The sequence below is a fragment of the Duganella aquatilis genome, assembly GCF_009674565.1.
Classification (GTDB): domain Bacteria; phylum Pseudomonadota; class Gammaproteobacteria; order Burkholderiales; family Burkholderiaceae_D; genus Rugamonas; species Rugamonas aquatilis.
The window spans coordinates 168799-194562 of the sequence record NZ_WKJL01000004.1; the positions used below are offsets into that span (position 1 = coordinate 168799).

At 66.2% G+C, this 25764-nt stretch carries 18 protein-coding genes; 12 read left to right on the plus strand and 6 right to left on the minus strand.

Annotation, left to right across the window (positions count from 1 at the left end; translation table 11 throughout):
• On the plus strand, positions 1–1140 hold the full coding sequence (locus tag GJ698_RS31390; RefSeq protein ID WP_166454832.1) for a GAF domain-containing sensor histidine kinase: 1140 nt from the start codon (positions 1–3) through the stop codon (positions 1138–1140).
• On the opposite strand, the gene GJ698_RS08545 is transcribed toward GJ698_RS31390, so the two are convergent.
• Positions 1118–3319: an OsmC domain/YcaO domain-containing protein gene (locus GJ698_RS08545; protein WP_154357197.1), complete on the minus strand. Its 2202-nt coding sequence runs from the start codon at positions 3317–3319 to the stop codon at positions 1118–1120. The genes GJ698_RS31390 and GJ698_RS08545 overlap by 23 nt on opposite strands.
• A 137-nt stretch (positions 3320–3456) precedes the next feature.
• On the opposite strand from GJ698_RS08545, the gene GJ698_RS08550 reads away from it, so the two are divergent.
• Complete coding sequence (locus GJ698_RS08550; RefSeq protein ID WP_154357198.1) at positions 3457–4350, plus strand: LysR family transcriptional regulator; 894 nt, start codon at positions 3457–3459, stop codon at positions 4348–4350.
• A gap of 4 nt (positions 4351–4354) precedes the next feature.
• On the opposite strand, the gene GJ698_RS08555 is transcribed toward GJ698_RS08550, so the two are convergent.
• Positions 4355–5401, minus strand: a complete 1047-nt coding sequence (locus GJ698_RS08555; protein WP_154357199.1) for an NAD(P)-dependent alcohol dehydrogenase — start codon at positions 5399–5401, stop codon at positions 4355–4357.
• Positions 5402–5595: 194 nt separating this feature from the next.
• Here GJ698_RS08555 and GJ698_RS08560 point away from each other — a divergent pair, with 194 nt between their 5' ends.
• Entirely contained in the window at positions 5596–6069 is a 474-nt protein-coding gene (locus GJ698_RS08560; RefSeq protein ID WP_154357200.1) for a nuclear transport factor 2 family protein, read from the plus strand.
• 14 nt (positions 6070–6083) lie between these two features.
• Here the strand turns inward: GJ698_RS08560 and GJ698_RS08565 are convergent, their stop codons facing one another.
• The 3 genes from GJ698_RS08565 to GJ698_RS08575 form a co-directional block, all read right to left on the minus strand.
• Positions 6084–6989, minus strand: a complete 906-nt coding sequence (locus tag GJ698_RS08565) for a LysR family transcriptional regulator (RefSeq protein ID WP_154357201.1) — start codon at positions 6987–6989, stop codon at positions 6084–6086.
• A gap of 123 nt (positions 6990–7112) precedes the next feature.
• Entirely contained in the window at positions 7113–7748 is a 636-nt protein-coding gene (locus tag GJ698_RS08570; protein ID WP_154357202.1) for a response regulator, read from the minus strand.
• Between the two features lie 29 nt (positions 7749–7777).
• A complete protein-coding gene (locus GJ698_RS08575) occupies positions 7778–10714 on the minus strand; it encodes a sensor histidine kinase (protein ID WP_166454833.1) in 2937 nt (978 codons plus the stop codon).
• 238 nt (positions 10715–10952) lie between these two features.
• Here GJ698_RS08575 and GJ698_RS08580 point away from each other — a divergent pair, with 238 nt between their 5' ends.
• The 5 genes from GJ698_RS08580 to GJ698_RS08600 all read left to right on the plus strand — a co-directional run bounded on the left by GJ698_RS08580 (position 10953) and on the right by GJ698_RS08600 (position 17975).
• Positions 10953–11969: an aldo/keto reductase gene (locus GJ698_RS08580; protein ID WP_154357204.1), complete on the plus strand. Its 1017-nt coding sequence runs from the start codon at positions 10953–10955 to the stop codon at positions 11967–11969.
• 14 nt (positions 11970–11983) lie between these two features.
• Positions 11984–12406, plus strand: coding sequence for an SRPBCC family protein (locus GJ698_RS08585; protein ID WP_154357205.1), 423 nt, complete (start codon positions 11984–11986; stop codon positions 12404–12406).
• Between the two features lie 142 nt (positions 12407–12548).
• Positions 12549–13865: an MFS transporter gene (locus GJ698_RS08590; RefSeq protein ID WP_154357206.1), complete on the plus strand. Its 1317-nt coding sequence runs from the start codon at positions 12549–12551 to the stop codon at positions 13863–13865.
• Positions 13866–13882: 17 nt separating this feature from the next.
• A complete protein-coding gene (locus GJ698_RS08595) occupies positions 13883–16753 on the plus strand; it encodes an ATP-binding protein (protein WP_166454834.1) in 2871 nt (956 codons plus the stop codon).
• Between the two features lie 127 nt (positions 16754–16880).
• The gene (locus GJ698_RS08600) at positions 16881–17975 is read left to right on the plus strand and encodes an alkene reductase (RefSeq protein ID WP_154357208.1); all 1095 of its coding nucleotides are present in this window, start codon (positions 16881–16883) and stop codon (positions 17973–17975) included.
• 4 nt (positions 17976–17979) lie between these two features.
• Here GJ698_RS08600 and GJ698_RS08605 read toward each other — a convergent pair whose 3' ends face one another.
• Complete coding sequence (locus GJ698_RS08605) at positions 17980–20832, minus strand: ATP-binding protein (RefSeq protein ID WP_166454835.1); 2853 nt, start codon at positions 20830–20832, stop codon at positions 17980–17982.
• A gap of 161 nt (positions 20833–20993) precedes the next feature.
• Between GJ698_RS08605 and GJ698_RS08610 the strand changes: the two genes are divergently transcribed.
• From GJ698_RS08610 to GJ698_RS08625, 4 genes are all read left to right on the plus strand, one after another.
• Positions 20994–21827, plus strand: coding sequence for a VOC family protein (locus GJ698_RS08610; protein ID WP_154357210.1), 834 nt, complete (start codon positions 20994–20996; stop codon positions 21825–21827).
• A gap of 22 nt (positions 21828–21849) precedes the next feature.
• On the plus strand, positions 21850–23007 hold the full coding sequence (locus GJ698_RS08615; RefSeq protein ID WP_154357211.1) for an iron-containing alcohol dehydrogenase: 1158 nt from the start codon (positions 21850–21852) through the stop codon (positions 23005–23007).
• Positions 23008–23030: 23 nt separating this feature from the next.
• Entirely contained in the window at positions 23031–23948 is a 918-nt protein-coding gene (locus tag GJ698_RS08620; RefSeq protein ID WP_154357212.1) for a glycine betaine ABC transporter substrate-binding protein, read from the plus strand.
• Positions 23949–24072: 124 nt separating this feature from the next.
• On the plus strand, positions 24073–25683 hold the full coding sequence (locus tag GJ698_RS08625; RefSeq protein WP_154357213.1) for a methyl-accepting chemotaxis protein: 1611 nt from the start codon (positions 24073–24075) through the stop codon (positions 25681–25683).
• Positions 25684–25764: the final 81 nt, after the last annotated feature.

Sequence of the window (25764 nt, forward strand, 5' to 3'; positions counted from 1 at the left end):
GTGCAATCCATCGGCGCGGTGCCGAGGATGCTGCGCGTGATCGCCGGCGCCACCGGGCTGCGCTGGGTGGCGGTTGCGCGCGTCACGGCAAGTGAGCTGACCATTTGCGCCGTGCACGATGAGCTGGCGTTCGGCTTTGCGCCGGGCGCCGTGCTGGAAATCACCAAGACCCTGTGCGACAAAGTGCGGCGCGAGCAGGCCAGCATCATCATCGACAACGTCGCGACGGACAGCGCCTACCAGGGGCATCCGGTGCCGCAACTGTACGGCTTTCAAAGTTATTTCTCGATCCCCATCCACCGCAAGGGCGGCGAATTCTTCGGCACGCTGTGCGGCCTGGACACCGCGCCGGCGCGCCTGTCCGACGCGGCCATGCGGGAATCGCTGGAACTCTACGCCCAGCTGCTGTCGAGCCAGATCGATGACCGCCACAGCCTGAGCGCGGCGCGCGAAGCGCTGATCGAAGAGCAGGACATCAGCAAGATGCGCGAACGGCTGATCGGCATCCTCGGCCATGATCTGCGCACGCCGCTGTCGGCGATTTCCGCCTGCGCCGGGCTGGTGCGCCTGATTTCCGAGGACGAGCGCACGCTCAAGGCCATGTCGCGCATCAATCTGAGCGTGGAGCGGATTTCCATGCTGATTGACAGCGTGATGGATTTCACGCGCAGCAAGGTGGGCGGCGCCCTGGCCTCCAACCTTGAGCCGCACTGCCAGATGCAGCAGGTGCTGGCGCATGTAATCGAGGAGCTGCGGCTGGCGTATCCGGACCGCAGCATCACGGCCGACCTGTCGCTGACCGATCCGATTTCCTGCGACGCCATGCGGATCGCGCAGCTGGCCTCCAACCTGCTGGTCAACGCCCTGCTGCACGGCGACCAGCAGGCGCCGGTCCGGCTGGAGGCGCGCACCGGCCACCAGCGCTTTACGCTGGCGGTGAGCAACAGCGGCGATGCCATTCCGGCCGCCAGACTGGCCACCCTGTTCGACCCGTTCTCGAAAACCGACCGCAAGGGCAAGCAAGGCGGCCTCGGCCTGGGCTTGTATATCGCGGCAGAAATCGCCAAGGCCCATCACGGCGAACTCGGCGTCGAGTCGAGCGCCGGGAAAACCGTGTTTACTTTGACGATGCCGCTTTAGCGCGCGCCGCGTGCAGCTTGCGGTAGCTGTCGATCAGGCGGTGATGGCGATCCAGGCCTTCCAGCTGCATATTGGTCGGCGTCAGGCCGTGGAAGCGCACGCTGCCTTCCAGCGAACCCAGCACCGCGTCCATGCGCTCGTTGCCGAACATGCGGCGGAAGTTGGCCTCGTAGTCGTCCATGTCCAGCTCATCGTCGAGCTCGACTTCCAGCGCCGCGTTCAGCGCCTGGTAGAACAGGCGGCGCTCGACCGTGTTGTCGTTGTATTGCAGGAAGGCGCCGACCAGGTCGTGCGCTTCCTCGAACTGTTGCAGGGCGACGTGGATCAGCAGCTTCAGTTCCAGCACGTTGAGCTGACCCCAGTCGGTGTTCTCGTCGAACTCGATGCCGATCAGCGTGGCGATGTCGCCGTATTCGTCCAGCTCGTTGTTTTCCAGGCGGTCCAGCAGCGCTTCCAGGCGGGCCTCGTCCAGGCGGTGCAGGTTCAGGATGTCTTCGCGGAACAGCAGCGCCTTGTTGGTGTTATCCCAGATCAGGTCTTCCACCGGATACACTTCCGAATAGCCCGGCACCAGGATGCGGCAGGCGATGGCGCCCAGGTCATCGTAGACGGCCATATAGGCTTCCTTGCCCAGGTCCTTGAGGATGCCGAACAGGGTAGCGGCTTCCTCGGCGTTGGAGTTTTCGCCCTGGCCCGAGAAGTCCCACTCGACGAAGTCGTAATCGGCCCTGGCGCTGAAGAAGCGCCACGAGACGATGCCGCTGGAATCGATGAAGTGCTCGACAAAGTTGTTCGGCTCGGTGACGGCGTTGCTGACGAAGGTTGGCGGCGGCAGGTCGTTCAGACCCTCGAAGCTGCGGCCTTGCAGCAGTTCGGTCAGGCTGCGCTCCAGCGCCACCTCGAAGCTCGGGTGGGCGCCGAACGAGGCGAACACGCCGCCGGTGCGCGGATTCATCAGCGTCACGCACATCAGCGGGTACACGCCGCCCAGCGACGCGTCCTTGACCAGCACCGGGAAGCCCTGCTCTTCCAGGCCCTGGATGCCGGCCACGATGCGCGGATATTTCGCCAGCACTTCCTGCGGCACGTCCGGCAAGGCGATTTCGCCTTCCAGGATTTCGCGCTTGACGGCGCGCTCGAAAATCTCGGACAGGCATTGCACCTGCGCTTCGGCCAGCGTGTTACCGGCGCTCATGCCGTTGCTGACGTAGAGGTTTTCCACCAGGTTGGACGGGAAGTACACCACCTCGCCGTCCGACTGGCGTACGTACGGCAGCGAGCAGATGCCGCGCTTGGCGTTGCCGGAATTGGTGTCGATCAGGTGCGAGCCGCGCAGCTCGCCGTCCGGATTGTAGATGGCCAGGCTGTAGGCATCGAGGATCTCGGCCGGCAGCGCGTCCTTGCGGCCCGGCTTAAACCAGCGCTCGTTCGGATAATGCACGAAGTCGGCGTTAGCGATGTCCTCGCCCCAGAAGGCGCCGGCGTAGAAGTGGTTGTTGTTCAGGCGTTCGATGTATTCGCCGAGCGCCGACGCCAGTGCGCTTTCCTTGGTCGAACCCTTGCCGTTGGTGAAGCACATCGGCGAGTGGGCGTCGCGGATGTGCAGCGACCACACGTTCGGCACGATATTGCGCCACGAGGCGATTTCAATCTTGATGCCCAGGTTGGCCAGCACCGACGACATATTGGCGATGGTCTGCTCCAGCGGCAGGTCCTTGCCCGGAATATAGGTGCTGGCTTCGGTATCCGGATTCACCATCAGCAGCGCCTGCGCATCGGCGTCCAGGTTGGCCACTTCCTCGATCACGAACTCGGGACCGGCCTGCACCACCTTCTTGACCGTGCAGCGGTCGATCGAGCGCAGGATGCCCTGGCGGTCTTTTTCCGAGATGTCTTCCGGCAGCTCGACCTGGATCTTGAAGATCTGCTGGTAGCGGTTTTCCGGATCGACAATATTATTCTGCGACAAACGAATGTTTTCGGTCGGAATGTTACGGGTATTGCAGTACAACTTCACGAAATAAGCCGCGCACAGGGCGGACGACGCCAGGAAGTAGTCGAACGGTCCCGGTGCCGAGCCGTCGCCCTTGTAGCGGATGGGCTGGTCGGCCACGACGGTGAAATCATCGAACTTGGCTTCCAGGCGAAGCTTGTCGAGAAAGTTGACTTTAATTTCCATGAGAGATGTCCAAATCGTTTCTGTAGCGGCCAACAAGGCAAAAAGGGCAGCCATACCGGCTGCCCTTCTGAGTAGGCGGCAAGTATACCACACTGCGCAGCGTGTATGATTCCACCGTCTTTTCACGGATACACTGCATGGCACGCGATAACATCAACGATATTCTGGTATTTCTCGCGGTGGCGCGTGAACGCAGTTTCACGCGCGCGGCCGCCAAGCTGGGCATGACGCAGTCGGCCCTCAGCCACATCATCCGCGCGCTGGAAAGCCGCATGGGCGTGCGCCTGCTGACACGCACCACGCGCAGCGTCTCGCCCACCGAGGCCGGCGAGCGCCTGCTGCAAAACGTCGCGCCGCGACTGGAAGAGATCGAGGCGGAGATCAGCGCCATCAGCGACCTCGGCGACAAGCCGGCCGGCACCGTGCGCATCACGGCCATCGACCACACGGTGGACACGGTGTTATGGCCGCGCATCGCGCCGCTGCTGCACGAGCACCCGGACCTGCGGGTCGAGATCAGTTCCGACTACCGCCTGGTCGACATCGCCGCCGAGCGCTACGACATCGGCGTGCGCCACGGCGACCAGGTCGACAAGGACATGATCGCGGTGCGCCTGACGGCCGATGTGCCGATGCTGATCGTCGGCGCACCGTCCTATTTCGCGCGCCATCCCAAGCCAACCTCGCTGCAGGAACTGCTGCGCCACAACTGCATCAGCCTGCGCCTGGCCGGCAGCGGCGCTTTTTATGCGTGGGAACTGGTGCACCAGGGCCGCCCGGTCGAAGCCCGCGTGCGCGGCCAGACGGTCTTCACCAGCATCTATCCGATGCTGGATGCCGCGCTGGCCGGCTTCGGCCTGGCGTTCCTACCGGACAGCCTGGTCGGCGAGCACGTGCGTGCCGGCCGCCTGGTCAGCGTGATGCAGGACTGGTGCGCGCCATTTGAAGGCCTGTACGCCTACTATCCCAGCCACCGCAACGCCTCGCGCGCCCTGGCGCTGGTGATCGAGGCGATCCGGCACAAGGACTGAGCGCTTACGCCATGCTGGCGTTGTCGATCACGAAGCGGTACTTGACGTCGCCTTTCAGCATGCGCTCGTAGGCGGCGTTGATCTCGTCCGCGCGGATCAGCTCGATATCGGCGACGATGCCATGCTCGGCGCAGAAGTCCAGCATTTCCTGGGTTTCGGGAATGCCGCCGATCATCGAGCCGGCCAGCGCGCGGCGCTTCATGATCAGGTTGAACACCTGCGTCGACGGATGCGGCGTGGCCGGCGCGCCGACCAGCGTCATGGTGCCGTCGCGCTTCAGCAGCACCAGGAAGGCGTCCAGGTCGTGCGGCGCGGCGACCGTGTTGAGGATGAAGTCGAAGCTCTTGAGGTGGGCCGCCATTTCATCGGCATTGCGCGACACCACCACTTCATCGGCGCCCAGCGCCTTGGCGTCCGCGCGCTTCGATTCCGAGGTGGTGAACGCCACCACGTGCGCGCCCATGGCGTGCGCCAGCTTGATGCCCATGTGGCCGAGGCCGCCGATGCCGACCACGCCCACCTTCTTGCCCGGACCAGCCTGCCAGTGGCGCAGCGGCGAATAAGTGGTGATGCCGGCGCACAGCAGCGGCGCCACCGCCGCCAGATCCTGCTCCGGATGGCGGATGCGCAGCACATAGCGCTCATGCACCACGATCTGCTGCGAGTAGCCGCCCAGCGTGTGGCCCGGCGCGTCGGCGGTCGGGCCGTTGTAGGTGCCGATCATGTTGTCGCAATAGTTTTCCAGGCCGTCTTCGCAATCGGCGCAATGCTGGCAGCTGTCGACCATGCAGCCGACGCCGACCAGGTCGCCGACCTTGTGGCTGTTGACGTGGGCGCCGACCGCCGTCACGCGGCCGACGATTTCATGGCCTGGGACACAGGGAAACTGCGTGCCGGCCCATTCCGAGCGCGCCGTGTGCAAGTCCGAGTGGCAGACGCCGCAGAACGCGATATCGATTTGCACGTCGTGCGCGCCCGGCGCACGGCGCGTGATGTCCATCGACACCAGGGGTTGATCGCTGGCATGGGCGCCATAGGCTTTAACCGTCATGGGAATTCCTTTCGTTGCTGGAGTCAGGCATCTTAACGGCGAAACCAGGCATCAAACGGACCGGAATTTGCATGGGTTTATGATGCCGGCTCATAGATCCGCGCCGCGAAATTGTATGTTGCGCCGCGCGCTATCGACGCCGCCGCCGCCGGGTCATAGAATTTGGCCATCTCCCTTCAGTCAGAGGAACCCAGATGAGCACCGAAATTCGTCCGCCGCTGCCGCCGTTCACCCGCGAGTCCGCCATCGAGAAAGTCCGACTGGCCGAGGATGGCTGGAATTCGCGCAATCCTGAAAAAGTCAGCCTGGCCTACACCCAGAACAGCAGCTGGCGCAACCGCGCCGAGTTCGCCACCGGCCGGCCGGAAATCGTGCAATTCCTGGCGCGCAAGTGGGCGCGCGAGCTGGACTACCGGCTGATCAAGGAACTGTGGGCGTTCGACGGCAACCGCATCGCGGTGCGCTACGCCTACGAATGGCACGACGATTCGGGCAACTGGTTCCGCTCGTACGGCAACGAGAACTGGGAATTCGACGAGCACGGCCTGATGCAGCGCCGCTTCGCCTGCATTAACGACCTGCCGATCAATGACAGCGAGCGCAAATTCCACTGGCCGCTGGGCCGCCGCCCGGACGACCATCCCGGCCTGACCGAGCTCGGACTATGAAACCGCCGCGCGCATCAGCCGTGATGATTCATGTAAGGATGCGCGCGCAGCGAACTGGCCAGCAGGTCGATGAAGCTGCGCACCTTGGACGAGCCGAACTTGCCCTGGCGATGCAGGATGTGCACCGGCCACTGCGCTTCCTCGTAGTCGGACAGGATGATTTGCAGGCGCCCGGCGGCCAGTTCGGCGGCGATCTGGCAGCACAGCAGGCGTGAGATGCCGAGGCCGGCCAGCACGGCGTCGATGGCGGCATCGTTGCTGCTGACGGTCAGGCACGGCTTCATGCGCACCGTGGTCGGCTCGCAGCCGCCGAACTTCCAGTCCACGCTGGGCGAGACGCCGGCGGCGGCGACAATCGCATGCTGCCGCAGGTCGCGCGGATGCTGCGGCACGCCGTGCCGGGCCAGGTATTCCGGCGCGGCGCACAGCACGCGCCGCACCTGGCCGACGTACAGCGCCTTCAGGCTGGAGTCCGGCAGGTGGCCGATCTGCACCGCCACGTCGACGCTCTCGTCCACCAGGTTCAGCGGCCGGTCCAGGAAGTGCGCCGAGACTTCGACCTCGGGATACTGCTTCAGGAACTCCACCAGGCACGGCAGGATGAACGATTTGCCGTACGACGCCGACGCCGTGACCGACAAGTGGCCCTTGGGCGCGGCATTGACGCCGGCCGCCACCTCGTTGGCCTCGGCGATGCTGGCCAGAATGTCGCGGCAATCCTCCATGTAGCGCTGCCCTGCCTCGGTCAGCCGGACATGGCGCGTGGTGCGCAGCACCAGCCGCACGCCCAGCTGTTCCTCCAGCCCGCATATGGCGCGCGACACCGCCGCCGGCGACAGGTCGAGCCGGCGCGAGGCGCCGACAAAACTTTCCTGTTCGCCCACGGCGACGAACACACGCATGAGATGTATCTGATCCATACCAGGCTTCCACAGTTGTCGCGGTCATGCCTGCCAGCTTGCCCGATTTTTTCGTCGCTGTGCCGGCGCGGCGCAAAAATGACGCCGCAGATTCCCCCCGAACAGGGGGCGTCGGATGCCAGCTCAGATGCTGAGGATGCCGCGCTCCAGCCCGATCATCACCGCGTGGGCGCGGTCGCGCGCCTGCAGCTTGAGCAGGATGCTGCTGACATGGCCCTTCACCGTTTCGCTGGAGATGCGCAGCGCCTCGGCGATCATCGGATTGGAGTTGCCGCGCGCGACCAGCTTGAGCACCTCGATCTCGCGGCCGGTGATGGCGCTGCCGTTGCGGCTGTCGACCAGTGCATGCGCCAGCGATGGCGGTATCACCCGCTCGCCGGCGTGCACCCGGCGCACCGTGTCTACCAGGTGCTTGCGCACCGTGTTCTTGAACACGTAGCCGACCGCGCCGGCCTTGATCGCGCGCGCCGCGTGGACATCGCCTTCCAGCGTGGTCAGCACGACGATGCGGGCGGCCGGAAATTCGGCGCGGATGGCGGCAATCGCGTCGACGCCGTTCATGTCGGGCATTTGCAGGTCCATCAGCGTGACGGCCGGGCGCAGCTCGCGGTACATGGCGATCGCCTCGGCGCCGCTGGCGGCCTGGCCGACCGGATACAGATCCGGCTCGACGGCGATGACGCTGGCGATGCCCTGCCGGAACAGCGGGTGATCGTCCACCGTCAGCAAAGTGATGGGCAGCGGCTGGAAAATATGCATGATGAGATTATTTTGCCATAGACGCCGGGCTACCGGTAGACCAAGGCTGCGCGCAGCGTCACCACCACGGCGGTGCCGGCGCCGGGCGTGCTGTGTATCGCCAGCGTGGCGCCGATGCGGGCGGCGCGCTCGCGCATGCCGGTCAGGCCCCAGTGGCGCTCGCGCCGTCCGGTCTGGCGCACCACCTCGTCCAGCCCTTTGCCATGGTCTTGCACCGCCAGCGTGAAGACGGTGGCGCCGTAGGTCATCTGCACCGCCACGTCGGCGCTGCCGGAATGCAGCAGCGCGTTGGCGATCGCCTCCCTGGCGATGGCGAACAGCTCATCCTGGGCCTCGGCCTGCAGGAGGCGCCGCGTGCCCTCCTCGCGCAGCGAGAACGCCATGCGCTGCTGGGCGGCGGCCGCGGCCCCGGCCTCCTGCAGCACCGCCGCCAGCTCGCCACGGCAGGAATGGTTGACGCGCAGGTCCATCAGCTGCTCGCGGCCTTCTTCGATCACGGCGTCGGCGGCGTCGAGGGCGGCGTCGATCTGCTGCTGCGCCGTATCGTTCTTCGCCAGCACCGCCTTGATGCTGTGGAAGCGCAGGCTCAGGCCGTGCACGCTTTGCAGGAAGGTGTCGTGCAGCGTGCGGGCGATGCGTTCGCGCTCGTCCAGCCGGGTGCGCATGCGTTCGATCACGCGCGCCGTCATCAGCGACAGGCGCCACAGGTACAGCCGGTACAGGGCGCCGGCCAGCAGCGCCGCGCAAGCCAGCTTGAACCAGCCGGTCTGGTAGAACGCCGGCGCGATCTGGAAGCTGACGCTGGCCGGCGCCGCGCTCCACAGGCCGTCCTCGTTGGCGGCCATCACCTCGAAGCGGTAGTCGCCGGGGCCGAGGTTGGTGTAGAACGCCTGGCGCAAGGCGCCGGCGTCGCGCCACGCATGGTCCTGCCCGATCAGCCGGATGCGGAAGCGCGCCCGCTCCGGCACCGACAGCACGGCGGCGGTGAAGTCGATGCGCAGGTTATGGGTGTGGCGCGGCAGTTCGAGGCCGTCGGCGACGGCATAGCGCCGGCTGTCGGTGTTGAGCCAGGTGATCTGCGGCGTCGGCGCCACCGGGTTGCGGGCGATGCGGCGCGGATCGATCAGGCCGACGCTGCTGGAGGTGGCGTACCACAGGCGGCCGTCGTCCGCCTCGATCAGCGTGTTGAGCGGAATCACCTGGGCCGGCACGCCCTGGTGGCCGTCCAGGTAACCGAAACGCTCGGCGGCAACCCGCTCGCGGCCATCGCCAAGCGCGGCGGCCAGGTCGGCCGCGCCGATGCGGATCAGGCCATCCAGGCCATGCAGCCACAGTTCGCCCTGCGCCGTCTCGACGATGCCGGAGACGCCGGCAAACGGCTGGCCGGTGCTGTCGTTGAGCATGACGAAGCGGCCGTCGCGGAAGCGCGCCACGCCCTGGTCGCCGCCGATCCACAGCACGCCACGGCGGCTGAACATGGTCAGCACATTGCCGACCGCCACGCCGTCGGCGGCGCCGAAGCGGCGAATCCGGCCGTGATCCAGCACCGCCAGCGTGTTGTCGGTGTAGCCGAACCAGGTCCGGCCCTGGGCGTCGGTGTGCAGCGAGACGGCGGTACGCTCGGCCAGCTCGGGGTGGCCGCCGCCGGCCTGCCAGGCGCCGTCCTTGAAGGTGTGCACGCCGCGCCGCATGATGGAGACCCACAGCCGGCCATCGTCCCCCATCGCCACAGCTTGCACCGGCTGCTCGATCAGGCCCGGCGGCATCGGCCAGCGCTGCACCTGGCCGTGGCGCCGGTTCCAGACCCAGTGCACATTGCCAAACCACAGCGTGCCGTCGGCGGCCAGGGTGGCGGCGGTGGCGGACGGCATGTCGCTGGCGGTGCGCTGGCCGTCGGCGGCAATGGCGAAGGTCGGCGGAGAAAACGGACTCAACGACGAGTGGCTGCTGATCCAGACTTCGCCGTCGGCGCCGGCCACGATGCTGAAATCGGTGCTGCCGGTCGGCATGTCCTGCACCGACAGGCGGGTTTCGCGCATCCGGTCCACGCCGTTTTCCGTCATGAACCAGAGATTGCCTTCACGGTCGTCAAACGGCGGCCGATAGACACGCACGGCGCTGAAACCGGCCGGCGCCAGCAACTGCTTTTTCAGCTGAAAATCCGGCGTGTACAGCCGCAAGCCGTCGCCGGGGCCGATCCACCAGGCGTTGCGGCGGTCGCGGTTGATGCTGTAGGGCGCGACGCCGACATCGGGCAGGCGCAGCGGCGCCGAGGTTTCCGAAACGGGATCGAACAGCCGCGGCGTATAGCCGAATCGCATCACGATCACCTGACCGTCGGCGGTCAGCTGGCTGCGCTGCATGCTGCCGAAGCCGTCCACCTTGCGGAAGCGGTGCGTGCCGGGCACGCTGCGGTACAGCCCGGAGAGGTGGGTTACCAGCAGGCTGCCATCGTTCAGGACGGTCAGCGTCGGCTGCTCGCCGGCCGGCAGGCCGTCCTCCGGCGCCACCCGCCGCCAGCGCGCGCCGTCCAGCCAGTAGATGCCGGCCGGGCTGGAGAACCACTGCGTGCCGTCGGCGGTTTTGCCGAACTGGATAACGGCGCTGGGCGGCACGCCGTCCGCTTCGCGATAGTGCCGCGCCGTGCCGTGCTCGAACACGGTGATGCCGCCGTGCGCATAGCCCAGCCACAGCGCGTCGCCGAATAGCGCCAGGGAATAGACGTTGGGCGACAGCAACTTGTTATCGCCGATACCGTCGACGCGCTCGAAGCGCACGCCATCAAAACGGAACAGGCCGTCAGAGGCGCCAAACCACAGCATGCCGGTACGGTCCTGCACCATGGCGCTGGCGTTGGCCGGCGCCCCCTCGCGCTTGGTCCAGGCCGTATGCGACAGGCTGGACTGCCAGAACGGCAGCGGACCGGCGGCGGCATGCACGCCAGCCGCCGCGCACAACGCAGCCATCAGGGCGATCGGCAGTCTGCTCCGGCGGAAACCCATACACACGCAATACAGTGACTAAAACACAATAGCTTACAGCAAGCCGCTGCCATTAACCAAAATTGACGAAGTTTTACTACCTTGGGTCGATATTTTTTTGCAATCATCTTGTAAGAACGCAACGTAATTTACTACCTACGTGCAACGCTCCCACGTACGAGAACTGCAAGTCAGAGAGCGCCGACGATATCAAGGAGTCATCATGAGTCTGAAAGACCAATTGCCCAAAATTCCGATCGGTTTTGGCGCGGCGCCGCTTGGCAATATGTTCCGCAACATTCCGGAGAAGGAAGCCGAAGCGACGGTGGACGCGGCATGGCAACAGGGCACCCGCTATTTCGACACGGCGCCGTTCTACGGCGCCGGACTGTCCGAATTGCGGCTGGGCGCATTCCTGGAAAAGTATCCGCGCAAGGACTATGTCCTGAGCACCAAGGTGGGCCGCCTGATTCTCGACGAGACGGAAGACCCGGCCGCCCGCAACCTCGGCGAAAAAGGCGGCCTGTTTGAATTTGGCCGGCCCAACAAGATCGTCAACGACTACAGCGCCGACGCCACCATGCGCTCCGTCGAAGACAGCTTGAAGCGCCTGCGCACGGACAAGCTGGACATCGTCTGGGTCCACGATATTGCCCAGGATTTCTATGGCGATGAATGGCTGATCCATTTCGAATCGGCGCGCACGGGCGCGTTCCGGGTGCTGACGCGCCTGCGCGAGCAAGGCGTCATCAAGGCCTGGGGCCTGGGCGTGAACCGCGTAGAACCCTGCGAGCTGACGCTGGACCTGGACGAGCCCAAACCGGACGGTTTCCTGCTGGCCGGCCGCTACAGCCTGCTGGACCACGACCGCGCGCTGCAACGGCTGATGCCGGCGGCGGTCAAACAGAACGTCGGCATCGTGGTCGGCGGCCCGTACAGTTCCGGCGTGCTGGCCGGCGGCACCCATTTCGAATACCAGCCAGCCTCGAAAGAGATCCTGGCGAAAGTGGAGCGCATCCGCGCGGTGGCGACGCACCACCGCGTGTCGATCAAGGCCGCGGCGCTGCAATTTTCGCTGGCCAATCCAGCGGTGGTGTCGGTCATCCCCGGCGCCAGCCGTCCCGAGCGGCTGGCCGAAGACCATGCGGCCCTGCTGGAGGAAATCCCGGCCGCGTTCTGGCTGGAACTGCGCGAAAAACAACTGGTGTCGCCGCTGGCGCCGCTTCCGATTGACCGTTAACCAAGGGGCATATCATGGCAAAGGCATCCACAAGCATCAACATTCCCGCACCGGCGGACCAGGTCTGGCAATTGATCGGCGGCTTCGACTCATTGCCCGACTGGCTGCCCTACATCCCCAAAAGCGTACTCAGCGAGGGAGGCCGGGTGCGCGAGCTGGCCAACCCCAATGGCGACGCCATCGTCGAGCGGCTGATGGCCTTCGACCATGCCGCGCGCAGCTACAGCTATGCGATTCTGCGGGCGCCCTTCCCGGTCAAGGACTACCTGTCGACCCTGCGCGTGCAGGAAGACGGTCCCAAGGCGGCGAAGGTCGAATGGTTCGGCAGCTTCACCCCGGTCGGCGTCAGCGATCAGGAAGCCACCCGCCTGTTCCAGGGCATCTATGAAGACGGGCTGAAGGCGCTGGCCGACGGCTTCAAGGCGAAAGCCGGCTGACCGCGCCGTTGCCTTGCGGGCCACAACGATGCGGCCCGCCAAGCTGCCGTGGGCATTCCACGCTGGACGCTAACCGACTTGCAGCATATAATTTTCCAGCGTTCCGGGAGCTGTTGGACGCCATCCAAGCGGAGACTGATCCATGTCGCAGCTCACCGATTTGCGCGGTCTGCACGGCCACGCCCTTACTGGCATCCCTGCCGCCGCCGCGCCGGATACGCGCCTGATCGGCGCCACCGTGCTCGGCAATTTTCTCGAATGGTACGACTGGTGCCTGTACGGCTTCCTGATCGCCTACATCCGCCTGAATTTCTTTCCCACCTACTCCGACAGCACGGCCCTGATCCTGGCGTTCGCCACCTTCGGCGCCGGCTTTCTGATGCGTCCGGCCGGTGCGGTGGTGATCGGCTACATCGGCGAAAAGCACGGCCGCAAGACGGCCCTGACCATCACCCTGCTGGTGATGGCGGCCGGCACGCTGCTGATCGCCTTCATTCCCAGCCATCGGGTGATCGGCGCCTGGGCCCCGGCCTTGCTGCTGGCGTGCCGGCTGCTGCAGGGATTTTCCACCGGCGGCGAACTCGGTGGGTCGCTATCCTACCTGACGGAATCCGCCCCGAACTTGCGCAGAGGCGTGGTGGTAAGCCTGCAACAGGCGTCCACCCATTGCGGCACCTTGCTGGGTTGCGGCACCGCCACGCTGCTGAACGCCGCGCTGGGCGCCGAGCAGATGGCCGCCTGGGGCTGGCGCCTGCCGTTTCTGCTCGGCGGCGCTTTGCTGCTGCCCATCGCCTGGCTGCTGCGCAGGGCCAGTCCGGCGCCGGCAACTCTCCCGGCCGCGCTTCCTGCCGTGCCGGCCAGCGCCGGGCTGGCCAGGTCGGCCCCGCTGGTGATCAAGGCTATCGGCCTGATCGTGGCGCCGGTGGTGTGCCAGTATCTTTTCTTCACCTACATGACCACCTACGCCGTGCAGTACGGCGGCTTTTCCCAGACCGAGGCCCTGACCTCGAATACGCTGGCGCTGGCCGTCATGACGCTCGCCACCCCGCTGATGGGCGCCCTCTCCGACCGCTACGGACGGCGGCCGCTGCTGATCTACGCCAGCCTGATACTGATGTTTGCGGCGGCGCCGGCGTTCTCCCTGGTCAGTTCGGCGCCCGGCCTCCCGGCCATGCTCGGCCTCCAGGGCGGCCTGGCGCTGGTGGTGTCGATGCTGCATGGCTCCAGCCCGGTGGCGGTCACCGAGCTGTTTCCCACGCAAGGCAGGGTGCTGCTGGTGTCGGTGGCCTATGGGCTGGCCGTGGCGCTGGCGGGCGGCTTCGCGCCGCTGATTGCGATCTGGCTGATCGAACATACCGGACATGCGTCCGCCCCCGCCTTGTACATTGCATCGGCATGCATGCTCACCGGCTGGATCGCGTACCGCGCCGAGGAAACCGCCTACCGGAAACTGGCTTAGCACACAACGGGAACACAATGAACAACTGGATTGGTGGCATTCCCCTGTCGGAACGGGAGTATCTGTTCGGGCCGTTCCGCTTCATCCCCGCGCAGCAATCCCTGCTGCGCGGAGAAACCTCGTTGCGCCTGAGCAGCCGCGCGCTGGAAGTGCTGGCCACCTTGCTGGAACGCCCCGGCGAACTGGTCAGCAAAAGCGAGCTGATCGCGCGGGTCTGGCCCAAGAGCATCGTCGAAGACTGCAATCTGAAGGTGCACGTGGCGGCGCTGCGGCGCGCCCTGGACGAAGGCGAAGGACACCACTACGTCGGCACCGTCAGCGGCCGCGGCTACCGCTTCGTCGCCCCCGTCAGCTGCCATCCCTTGACCGCCCATCCGCCGCCGCCGGCGCGCAAGGCCTATGACCTGCCGGTGCCCGCGAACCGCATGATCGGCCGCGACGACACCGCGCTGGCCATGATGCGCCTGCTGATCGCCCAGCGCTTTGCCACGATCGTCGGCCCCGGCGGCATCGGCAAGACGACCGTGGCGCTGGCGCTGGCCGAAGCGCTGTACCGCCAGCACGGCATCGAAACCTGCTTCGTCGATCTCAGCCCGCTGCGCGAGCAGCAGTTCGTGGCCGGCGCCCTGGCGGCGGCGCTGGGACTGAGCATCCATTCCAGCGACGCCACGCCGGCGCTGGTGGCATGCCTGCGCGACCGCCGCCTGCTGCTGATCCTGGACAGCTGCGAGCATGTCATCGACGCCGCAGCCGCGCTGGCGGAACGACTGATCGCCGGCGCCGCCGGGGTCATGGTGCTGTCCACCAGCCGCGAGCCGCTCAGGGCCGCCGGCGAATACGTGCAGCGGCTGGCGCCGCTCGACTTTCCCGGCGACGCCCTGCCGCGGACGGCGGCCCATGCGCTGCAATATGCGGCGGTGGAATTGTTCGCGGAACGGGCCGCGCAATGCGTCGATGGCTATCGCCTGAACGATATGGATGCGCCGGCGGTGGCCGAGATATGCCGCCGCCTGGAAGGCAACGCGCTCGCCATCGAGCTGGCGGCCAGGCGCATGGACGCCTTCAGCGCCCGCGAACTGGCGCATCGCCTGGACGACCGCTTCCGCCTGTTGAAGCGCGGCTTGCGCGGCGCGCTGGCGCGCCACCGCACGCTGTCCGCCGCGCTGGACTGGAGCTATGAATACCTGTCGCCGGCGGAACAGGCGATACTCCGGGCGGTCTCGGTGTTTGCCGGCCCGTTTACGCTGGACGCCGCCCACGCGCTGTGCGGCAAGGCCGGCGCCGACGAGCTGGCGGTGATCGACGGCGTCGCCGATCTGGTCGCCAAATCGCTGATCTCCCCCATCGTCACCGGCTCGCTGACCTACTACCGCCTGCTCGACACCACCAAGGCCTACGCCCAGGACAAGCTGGAAGGCAGCGGCGAAATGGCCGCGATCCGGCGCCGCCACGCGGACTGGTTCCGGCTGCTGCTGGAACGCGCCTCGATCGAATGGGAGGCGCGCCCCACCGCCGACTGGCTGGCCGACTATGGGCGGGCGATCGACGATGTCCGCGCCGCGCTGATCTGGGCCAGGTCGGCGGACGGCGACAGCAGCATCGCCATCGCCCTGACGGCGGCCGCGATTCCGCTCTGGATGCACTTATCGCTGCTGGACGAGTGCTGCCAGCGGGTCGGGCAGGCGCTGGCCGCCGGCGCGGCGGGCAGTCAGCCGTCGGCGCGCGACGAGATGAAATTTCACGCCGCGCTGGCGGCCGCCTTGCTGTACGCGCACGGCCCATTGGCGGCGACGGCGGACGCCTGGACCAGCGCGCTGTCGCTGGCGGAAGCGCTGGAGGACAACGAGTACCGGCTGCGCGCGCTGTGGGGCCTGGCGGTTTACCGCAGCTACACCGGCGAGTACCGCGAAGTGCTGGCGCTGGCCAGGCGCTTCCGCGCCATTGCCGACAGCCGCGGCGACCGCGCCGCCTACATCAGCGTCGACCGCTTGATCGCCACCGCGCTGCATTACCTGGGCGACCAGCAGTCGGCGCACCGGCACCTGAAAGTCATGCTCAGCCGCTATGTGGCGCCGGTGCAGCGCTCGCACATCGCCCGCTTCCAGCTGGACCAGCGCGCCGCCGCGCTGGGGACGCTGGCGAACGTGCGCTGGATACAGGGCTTTCCCGACCAGGCCTTGCTTGCGGCCGAGGACGCCCTGAGCGGCGCGCGCGACAGCGATCACGCCTTGTCGCTGTTCAACGCCCTGGCGCATGCCGCCTGTCCGATCGCCCTGTATCTCGGCGACTACAAGCAGGCCGAGCGCCTGCTGGAGGAACTGTTCGAACATCTGGCCAGGCACGCGCTGACGGTCTGGAGCGCTTTATGGCGCTGCCTGCGCGGCATGCTGCTGGTGCAAGGCGGGGAGGTGCGCGGACTGCCGATGCTGGCCGCGGCGCTGGATGAGCTGCGCCAGGCCGGCTTCCGCCTGCGCTATCGCAGCTACCTGGGGGTGCTGGCGGCGGCATGGGGGCGGCACGGCAAACACGCGGAAGCCATGGCCGCCATCGGTGAAGCGCTGGCCGGCTGCAAGGCCAGCGGAGAGCAATGGTGTCTGGCGGAGCTGCTGCGCATCAAGGGCGAACTGCTGGAGGCCACCGACGAGCAGGCCGCCGAGACGCTGTATCTGCGTTCGCTGCACGTTGCCGCCAGCCAGCGCGCGCTGTCGTGGCAACTGCGCACCGCCATCAACCTGGCAACATTACGGATCCGGCAAGGCCGCGCGGACGAGGGGCATGCCGTCCTGAGCGCCGTCTACGACCAGTTCACCGAGGGCTTCGAATCGCTCGACCTGCGGCGCGCCAGGCAGCTGCTGACGCCGGACCGCGCATACCGGTTGTGCGGTTAAATTTTGTAAAGGGCCAGGTTTTACCACGCTTTACCCCTTCATTGCGAACACGGTGCTAATCTGGTTTTAGTGCAACTGGGTATCTTCCCATTGAAATTCATTCACTTCTTCAGAAACGGTCAACACTATGTCTACCAATGAACTCCCGCTGTTCACGCCGGCCACGATCGGCGCGATCGACGTCGCCAACCGTGTCGCCATGGCGCCCCTCACCCGCTCCCGCGCCGACATGCAGGGCGTGCACTCCGAACTGGCGGTCGAATACTACCGCCAACGCGCCAGCGCCGGCCTGATCATCAGCGAAGCCACCAATATTTCGCAGGAAGGCCGCGGCTACGCCTTCACGCCGGGCATCTACACCAAGGAACACGTCGCTGCGTGGCGCAAGGTCACCGATGCGGTGCATGCGGCCGGCGGCAAGATCGTCTGCCAGCTGTGGCACGTGGGCCGCATGTCCCATGTCAGCCTGCAGGCCAACGGCGCCGCGCCGGTGGCGCCTTCCGCCATCCAGGCCAACGAACAGGTGTTCCTGGAAAACCAGACGGTCGAACGCCCATCCATGCCGCGCGCGCTGGAAATCGCCGAAATCGCCCGCATCGTCAATGACTACCGCCATGCCGCCCAGTGCGCCAAGGACGCCGGTTTCGACGGCGTTGAAGTGCACGCCGCCAACTGCTATCTGCTGGAACAGTTTATCCGCGACAGCACCAATCAGCGTACCGACGAATACGGCGGTTCAGTGCAAAACCGCACCCGCCTGCCGATCGAGGTGGTGACCGCCGTGGCGGAAGTCTGGGGCTCGGACCGCGTCGGCGTGCGCCTATCGCCGATCACCCGCGCGGTCGGCGACACGCCGCTCGACAGCGATCCGGAAGGCACTTATTTCTACCTGGCCGAACAGCTGGGCAAGCTGGGCCTGGCGTATCTGCACTGCGTGGAAGGCCAGACCCGCGGCGACAATGCCGCCGGCGAGTTCGACTTCAAAAAGCTGCACGCGGCCTTTGGCGGCAAATACATCGCCAACAACAGCTACGACCGCCAGATGGCGATTGAAGCGGCGAATTCCGGCCACGCGGACATGGTTGCCTTCGGTCGTCCGTTCATTTCGAATCCGGACCTGGTGGAGCGTCTGCGCCGTAACGCGCCGCTGACCGAAGCCGACCACAGCACCTTCTACGGCGGCGGCGCCGGCGGTTACACCGACTACGCCACCCTGTCTTAAGCGGCTACCCGGCCTGATCGAGCAAGCTGCGCGCCTCGATCAGGTCGGCGGTATCGAAGCCTTCCTCAAACCGCCCGTAGATCCCGCGCAGCAGCCGCTGCCCCTCTTCCCCGCAGCCCTGGCGCAGCTTCAGGCTGGCCAGGCTGTTTGCCGCGCGCAGCTGCCACGACAGCGCGCCCTGCGCCCCGGCCACCTCGATCGCCTGGCGATACAGCGCCTCGGCCAGCTGCTGGTCGCCGGCCTCCAGCAGCACCCCTTTGATGCGCAGCATCTCGGCCTGGCACCAGCGCTCCTGCCCCATGTCGCACAGCGCCAGGGCGTATTCGATCAGCGTCAGGCCGGTATCCTGCCGCCCCTGCACGTTGAGCGTCATGGCCAGCTTGGCCAGATGGCAGGCCATGCGCGGACGGTAGCCGGCATCCTGCAACTGCGCGACCGCGCGTTCCAGCGCGAACAGCGCGGAGGTGTCGCCGCGCTGGACCTGCACGGTCGCCTGCAGACAGTTCCACAAGGTATCCCACAGCGTGAAGGCGTGCTGTTTCAGATAATCGGCCAGCTCGGCCAGCAAGCGCTCGGCGGCGGCATGGTCGCCGACATGGATCATGATAGGGAACGCCGCGTTGGCGATCGCATACATCACCGACGGCGCATGGCCCGAGCTCCGCGCCGCCTCCATCGCGGCCTCGACGGTTTCCACCGCCTGCTGCGGATAGCCTTGCAGCCACAGGACGTTGGCCAGGGTGCCGAGCGACGCCGAGCGCTGATTGAGCTGCATGCGCACCAGGCGCGATTTGTGCGCCGGCGCAACGTAATGGTCGAGGATCTCCTGCAACAGCGTGCGCGCCACGGCCTGCTCGCCGGAATAATGGCGGGCGGTGGCGATCAGCCGGTCCATGCTGGACGGCACGGTATGGCGGTCGACCGTGACCGCGATATCCTGAAAGCGCGCCGCCAGCTGCAACACGCCCGGCACTTCGCCGGCGTAGGCGCGGCACACCGCCATGCCCCACAGGGCAATCAGCTGGCACTCCTTGTCGTCCAGCGCATCGGCCAGGTCCAGCACCGCGGTCCACGCGGCTTCGGTGGAAGGAACCGGACCGTTGACATACAGGACGGCGGCGCCCAGCGCGGCGCGCAGTTTCAGCTCGTCGCTCCGGCTGGCCACGCCGCAGGCCAGCGCCCGTTCGACGAATTGATAACACTCTTCCAGCAGCGACAGTTGCGTCCACAAGGGGATCGCGGCCACCGTCAGCGAAATCGCCAGTGCCGAGCTGTCCTCGGCCGCAAACGCCCAGCCCAGCGCGCTGCGCACGTCGTCCAGGTAGCGGCCATATCTGGCAATCCAGTCGGCGTCGCTCAGGCTATCCTGCTCCTGCGCCGACTGGACCAGGCGGTCGCGGTGGAATTCCAGGTGCCGCCGCCGGAACCGGCCGGTTTCGCCGCTCTCGTCGAGCTTTTCCAGCGCATAGGCCTTGGTGGTGTCGAGCAGCCGGTAGTGCACGGAGGATGCGCGCAGATCCGCGACCAGCATGGACTTGTCCACCAGGTTGGCGACGCCGTCCACCACCAGTGCGGTGTCGGCCAGTTCCTCGCCGCACAGCGCGGTCGCCGCATCCAGGTCAAACTTCCCGGAAAACACCGACAGCTTGCGCAGCAAGGCCCGTTCGCTGTCCTGCAGCAGGTCGTAACTCCAGTCCAGCGAAGCCGACAGCGTGCGGTGGCGCTCCAGCACGCCGCGCCGGCCGCGCTTCAGCAATTCGAAGCGGCCGCCCAGGCGCGCCGCCAGCTCGGCCGCGCCCAGCGCATCCATCCGCGTGGCCGCCAGTTCGATCGCCAGCGGAATGCCTTCCAGCCGGCGGCAGATTTCCACCACCGCCGGGGTATCGGCGTCGGTCAGCTCGTAGCCGTCCAGGCTTTCGGCCGCCCGCAGGCAGAACAGCAGGACCGCCGGGAAGGTCAGCGCCTGCGCCGCCGTGATCGGCCCGCCCGCAGCCGGATAGGCAAGCGGCGTCAGCCGGTAGACGTACTCGCTGGCGGCGCGCAGCGGTTCGCGGCTGGTGGCCAGGATCCGCACCTCCGGCGCGCGATTGATGATCTGCTCCACCAGCACGGCCACCGCGTCGATGACGTGCTCGCAGCTGTCGAGCACCAGCAACAGCCGCCGCTCGCGCAAGGTGGCGACCAGCGACTGGATGCCGTCGCCGGAATGGACGGTCAGCCCCAGCGCCGCCGCCACCGCGCCGACCACGAATTTTTCGTCGGAGAGCGGACTCAGTTCGACAAAGCAAATTTCAATATCGGTATGGGCGATGAAGGCTTCCGCCACCGGCAATGCCACGGTCGATTTGCCGATGCCGCCAGGACCGACGATGCTGACGAAGCGGCGTTGCTCCAGGATGCGCAGCAGCGCCGCAATGGTTTCCGTGCGGCCGGTGGTGCGGCTGGCCGGCGCCGGCAGCTTGCGCAGTTGCTCCCAGGTTGCCGGCAGCGGTTCCAGCGGCGTCTCGCGGACTTGCGACGTGACCGGCGCCACGAAACGGTAGCCGCGCCCGGTAACGGTGGCGACGTAGCGGTTTTCGCGCCCGCCATCGCACATGGCGCGCCGCAGCGCCGAAATGTGCACCTTCAGATTGTTTTCCTCGACCACGCTTTTCGGCCAGGCGCGGGCCATCAGATCATGCTTGCTGACCACTTCGCCGGGACGCTCCACCAGTTCGGCGAGGATGTCCAGCGCGCGGCTGCCCAGGCGCACCGGGGCGTCGTGGTACAGCAGCAGCTGCTGCGCGGGGATGAAGCGGTAAGGCTCAAAAATGAATTCGCGCTCGGCGCTGGCCGCCGTCTGGTCGCTATTGTTCATATTATCCGGCATGGTTCTTTTGCTTAAAACACTATGATCGCACACGGCATGGCGTCCCACCGGGATTTCCGCGCTTTACCAAATTTTACCTAGCTTTACTGGTCTTGCCAGTAGCCGCTGGATAAAGTGAGCGCATCCAAATCAACGCATGAGGCTACAACATGTCTATCGACTTAAGCAATCCAGGCCGCCGTGAACTGATACGCAAGGCCGGCGCGGTCGCCATCGGCGGCGTTGCCGCATCCGCATCGACCGGCTTCGCACCCGCCGTGGCCAAGGCTGCGACCGGTGAGGTCAAGCAAGGCGCGCTTGGCGCCCGCCTCCAGGGCGTCCAGCATTTCGGCCTGACGGTACAGAACATGGACCGCGCATTCACCTTCTACACCGAGGTACTGGGCGGCACCGAGATCATGCGCGACGGCGACTTCCAGGGCGACGGCATCCACAACACCCTGCTGCTGACCGAAGACCTGGAATCGAAACGGCGCCACGTCAACCCGCGCACCCGCGGCGTGCCCGATTTGCGCAGCGGCGCGCAACGCCTGGATGTCCGCTTCGTCCAGTTCGACAACGTCGTCATCGAACTGCTGCAGTACCGCGACAGCAACCAGCCGCAAGGCAGCGGCGACAGCTTTGCCCAGCCTAACGACAATACCAGTCCGGCCTACCCGCGCTCGATGCACATCTGCTTCTACATCCGCGACGATGTCGACTTCAACCAGTTCATCCATGACCTGGAGGCCGAGTCCGCCAAACGCGGCATGAGCAATGTCAAGGCCAACCGCATCGTCGCCTCCGGCAGCGAGCAGGAACGCCTGCAGGCGCCGCTCGACACCATGACCAACCGCATCACCAGCGGCAAGTCGGACGGCTGGACGCTGATCTACGCCAAGGGCCCGGAAGGCGAGCAGCTGGAGTTCGTCCAGGTGCGCGGCCATGCCAAGCGCGTCTTCGGCGACGCCTATGAAACCCGCCGCCAGGCGCTGGCGAAGTAACCATTTCTAGAACGAGATCACCATGCAAAATTTTGATTTACACAATCCTACGCACATCGTCTTCGGCAAGGAAACCGTCGGCCGGCTGAACGACCTGGTGCCTGCCGGCGCCCGGGTCCTGATCCTGTACGGCGGCGAAAGCGCGCGCCGCACCGGCACCCTGGACGAGGTGCGTGCCGCGCTGGGCGACCGCGCCGTGGTGGAATTTGGCGGCATCGAGCCGAATCCAAGCTACGAAACCCTGATGCGCGCGGTCGAGATGATCCACCGCCAGGGCCTGAATTTCCTGCTGGCCGTCGGCGGCGGCTCGGTCATCGACGGCACCAAGTTTGTCGCGGCAGCCGTGCACTACAAGGGCGACGCCTGGGACATCATGGAAACCCACGGCGCCGTGGTCGAGCAGGCGATGCCGTTCGGCTGCGTGCTGACGCTGCCGGCCACCGGCTCGGAAATGAACAAGGGTTCCGTCGTCACCAAGGCCGCCACCAAGGCCAAGCTGGTGTTCGCCAGCGACCACGTCTACCCGCGCTTTTCGATCCTGGACCCGACCAAGACCTACAGCCTGCCGCTGCCGCAGGTCGCCAACGGCGTGGTGGACGCCTTCACCCACGTCATGGAACAGTACATGACCTACCCGGTCGACGGCCGCGTGCAGGACCGCTTCGCCGAAGGTCTGCTGCAAACGCTGATCGAGATCGGTCCGCGCGTGCTGGCCGAGTCCGACAACTATGACGCCCGCGCCAACCTGATGTGGACCGCGACCATGGCGCTGAACGGCCTGATCGCTGCCGGCGTGCCGGAAGACTGGTCGACCCACATGATCGGCCACGAGCTGACCGCGCTGCATGGCATCGATCACGCCCGCACGCTGGCGATCGTGCTGCCGGCAAACATGCAGGTGCGCCGCGAGGCCAAGCGCGACAAGCTGCTGCAATATGCCGAGCGCGTCTGGGACATCACCGAAGGCGACGTCGAGCAGCGCATCGACGCGGCCATCGGCCACACCCGCGCCTTCTTCGAAAGCATGGGCGTTCCGACCCGCCTGCGCGATTACGACATCGGCGCCAAGCACATCGACGCCGTCATCCAGCAGCTCGAAGCGCACGGCATGACCGCCCTCGGCGAACGTGGCGACGTCACCCTGGCGCAGAGCCGCCGCATCCTCGAAGCCAGTCTGTAAGCAATGCCTTGAAGGAGGTTCGTATGCCGCAAGCTAAAATTTCCAGAAGATCCCTGCTGGCTGGCGCCGCAGCGGCAATGCTCACCGGCGCCGCCGCCAGGCTGGTGGCTGCCCAGGCGCAGGCGCAGAATCCGGGTCCGGTGGTGCTGGGCCAGGTCTCGCTGAGCTTCTATGCCGTGACCGGCGCGGTGATACAAAACCTCCTGGAAAAACTGGGGCATACGGTGGTGGTGCGCCAGGGGCCGCACGAAGAAATGTTTCCGTTGCTGGACAGCGGCGACATAGACCTGATGGCGGCCGCCTGGCTGCCGGAAGGCCACGCGGCGTACTGGAAGCGCTACGGCCAGCGCGCGCAGGAAGTCGCGGTGCTGTATGAGGACGCCCGCTTCTTCTGGGCGGTGCCGGACTATGTGCCGGCCAGCGAGGTCGGCAGCATTGCCGACCTGGCCAAGCCGCAGGTCGCCGCGCGGATGAGCAAGCGGATACAGAGCGTCGGCAGCGGCGCCGCCATCACCGTCCTGTCGCACAAAGCGGTCGGCGACTACCAGCTCGGCGCCGCCGGCTATGCCGTGCAGCCGGGCCCGGCGGCGGACTGGATCGCCGCCTACGAGAAGGCGCGCGCGGCCGGGGAATGGATGGTGTTTCCAACCTGGGCGCCCCAATACCTGAACCGCGACGGCAAGCTGCGGCCGCTGCAGGACACCCTGGGCGTACTGGGCGGGACCAGCCATGCCTCGCTGGTCGGTTCCACCCGGCGGCTCAACACACTGCCCCGCAACACGCTTGCGGTGCTGGCCCGCGTCAAGCTGGGGATCGACGCGGTCACCGAGATGGATTACCTGGTCAATGTCGGCAAGCTCACGCCGCGCGAGGCCGCCAGCATGTGGATGGAGAGGAATCACGACCTCGTCACAGGCTGGCTGCAGGCGGAAGCCGCCTGAACGGCGCTTCTCATTATCGCCATTGGCGATGGCATGCTGCCAATATGTTGCTGTACTGCATGCATGGGTATTCCTACAATTTCTTATTTACTAAGCATCCGCTCAGGCGGTCAAGGGATACACCATGAAAATTTCCGATCTGAACATCGGTACCCGGCTGGGTATCGGTTTTGCCACGGTCCTGATTATTTCCGCCGTCACCACCTCCATCGGCATCTGGAACTTGCGCCAGGTTGCCCAGGCCACGCAGAAGATGATGGAGCAGCCGTTGGCCAAGGAACGCATCGCCGCCGACTGGCATTTGCTGGTGATGGCGGCGATCGTACGCACGGAGCTGATCATCAAGAGCTCCGACAATACGCTGGCGACGACTTTCGCCGACGACATCCAGGCCGGCCAGGAGCAGTCCGCCGCGCTGCAGAAATCGCTGGAGCCCCTGCTCGCGTCGGAAGATGAGAAAACCGCCTACCGCGAGATCGCCGCCGTGCGCACGCGTTTTTTACAGACCAAGAACGATACGGTGGCGCAGAAACAGCGTGGCAGCCTGAGCGAAGCCAAGCGGCTCTACAGCGCGGCGTTCGAGCCGGCCGCGAAGGCGCTGGACACCCAGGTGCTCGCTTTCGTCGCCATGCAGCGCCAGCACATCGATGAAACCGGCAAGCGCATCGCCGACATGTATCAGCGCAGCCTGAAGATGATGGTGCTGCTGGGCTTCCTGCTGCTGGCCCTGGGCGCCACCTGCGCCACGCTGATTTCCCGTTCCGTCACGCGGCCGCTGAAAGTGGCGATCACCGTCGCCAAAACCGTCGCCGCCGGCGATCTGCGCACTCACATCACGGTCGAGAGCACCGATGAAACAGGCCAGCTGATGCACGCACTGCGCGACATGAACAGCAGCCTGAAACAGGTGGTGGGCGAAGTCCGCAACGGCACGGACACCATCGCCACCGCCTCCAGCGAGATCGCGGCCGGCAACCTGGACCTGTCGGTCCGCACCGAACAGCAGGCCAGCGCACTCGAAGAAACGGCCGCCGCGATGGAGCAGCTGACCGGCACCGTCAAGCAGAATGCCGACAATGCCCGCACGGCCAACCAGTTGGCCCTCAGCGCGTCGGGCGTGGCGCGGCAAGGCGGCGACGTGGTCGCGCAAGTGGTGACGACGATGGACGCGATCAACCACTCGTCCAACAAGATCGTCGCCATTATCGGCGTGATCGAAGGGATCGCATTTCAGACCAACATCCTGGCCTTGAACGCCGCGGTGGAAGCCGCGCGGGCCGGCGAGGAAGGCCGCGGCTTCGCGGTGGTGGCGTCCGAAGTCCGCAGCCTGGCGCAACGCTCGGCGGCGGCCGCCAAGGAGATCAAGGACCTGATCAGCGACTCGGTCAGCAACGTCAACGCCGGCGTGCAACTGGTGGACCGGGCCGGCGCCACCATGTCGCAGATCGTCGACAGTGTCCGTCGCGTCACCGAAATCATGGGCGAGATCAGCTCCGCCAGCGTCGAGCAGACCCAGGGGATAGGCCAGATCAACCAGGCCATCGCCCAGATGGATTCGGTGACGCAGCAGAACGCCGCCCTGGTCGAAGAAGCCAGCGCCGCCGCCGCCGCGCTGGAGCAGCAGGCGACCGGACTGGTGCGGACGGTGAGCCGCTTCCGCCTCGATGCGGCAGGCCCGGCCCTGGCCACGGCGGCGCGACGGGCGCTGCCATCGCCGTTGGCGATGGCAGGTTAACCATCGATTGCTTTACGCAATCGCCGCTGGGTCCGATCATGGCTCAATGCCGCACCTGATGCGGAAAACCATGATGGAGAC

Excerpts from the sequence above, each read along its gene's own strand:
- GJ698_RS08545 (WP_154357197.1), bottom strand. The coding sequence starts at position 3,319 with ATGGAAATTAAAGTCAACTTTCTCGACAAGCTTCGCCTGGAAGCCAAG.
- GJ698_RS08550 (WP_154357198.1), top strand. The coding sequence starts at position 3,457 with ATGGCACGCGATAACATCAACGATATTCTGGTATTTCTCGCGGTGGCG.
- GJ698_RS08555 (WP_154357199.1), bottom strand. The coding sequence starts at position 5,401 with ATGACGGTTAAAGCCTATGGCGCCCATGCCAGCGATCAACCCCTGGTG.
- GJ698_RS08560 (WP_154357200.1), top strand. The coding sequence starts at position 5,596 with ATGAGCACCGAAATTCGTCCGCCGCTGCCGCCGTTCACCCGCGAGTCC.
- GJ698_RS08565 (WP_154357201.1), bottom strand. The coding sequence starts at position 6,989 with ATGGATCAGATACATCTCATGCGTGTGTTCGTCGCCGTGGGCGAACAG.
- GJ698_RS08570 (WP_154357202.1), bottom strand. The coding sequence starts at position 7,748 with ATGCATATTTTCCAGCCGCTGCCCATCACTTTGCTGACGGTGGACGAT.
- GJ698_RS08575 (WP_166454833.1), bottom strand. The coding sequence starts at position 10,714 with ATGGCTGCGTTGTGCGCGGCGGCTGGCGTGCATGCCGCCGCCGGTCCG.
- GJ698_RS08580 (WP_154357204.1), top strand. The coding sequence starts at position 10,953 with ATGAGTCTGAAAGACCAATTGCCCAAAATTCCGATCGGTTTTGGCGCG.
- GJ698_RS08585 (WP_154357205.1), top strand. The coding sequence starts at position 11,984 with ATGGCAAAGGCATCCACAAGCATCAACATTCCCGCACCGGCGGACCAG.
- GJ698_RS08590 (WP_154357206.1), top strand. The coding sequence starts at position 12,549 with ATGTCGCAGCTCACCGATTTGCGCGGTCTGCACGGCCACGCCCTTACT.
- GJ698_RS08595 (WP_166454834.1), top strand. The coding sequence starts at position 13,883 with ATGAACAACTGGATTGGTGGCATTCCCCTGTCGGAACGGGAGTATCTG.
- GJ698_RS08600 (WP_154357208.1), top strand. The coding sequence starts at position 16,881 with ATGTCTACCAATGAACTCCCGCTGTTCACGCCGGCCACGATCGGCGCG.
- GJ698_RS08605 (WP_166454835.1), bottom strand. The coding sequence starts at position 20,832 with ATGAACAATAGCGACCAGACGGCGGCCAGCGCCGAGCGCGAATTCATT.
- GJ698_RS08610 (WP_154357210.1), top strand. The coding sequence starts at position 20,994 with ATGTCTATCGACTTAAGCAATCCAGGCCGCCGTGAACTGATACGCAAG.
- GJ698_RS08615 (WP_154357211.1), top strand. The coding sequence starts at position 21,850 with ATGCAAAATTTTGATTTACACAATCCTACGCACATCGTCTTCGGCAAG.
- GJ698_RS08620 (WP_154357212.1), top strand. The coding sequence starts at position 23,031 with ATGCCGCAAGCTAAAATTTCCAGAAGATCCCTGCTGGCTGGCGCCGCA.
- GJ698_RS08625 (WP_154357213.1), top strand. The coding sequence starts at position 24,073 with ATGAAAATTTCCGATCTGAACATCGGTACCCGGCTGGGTATCGGTTTT.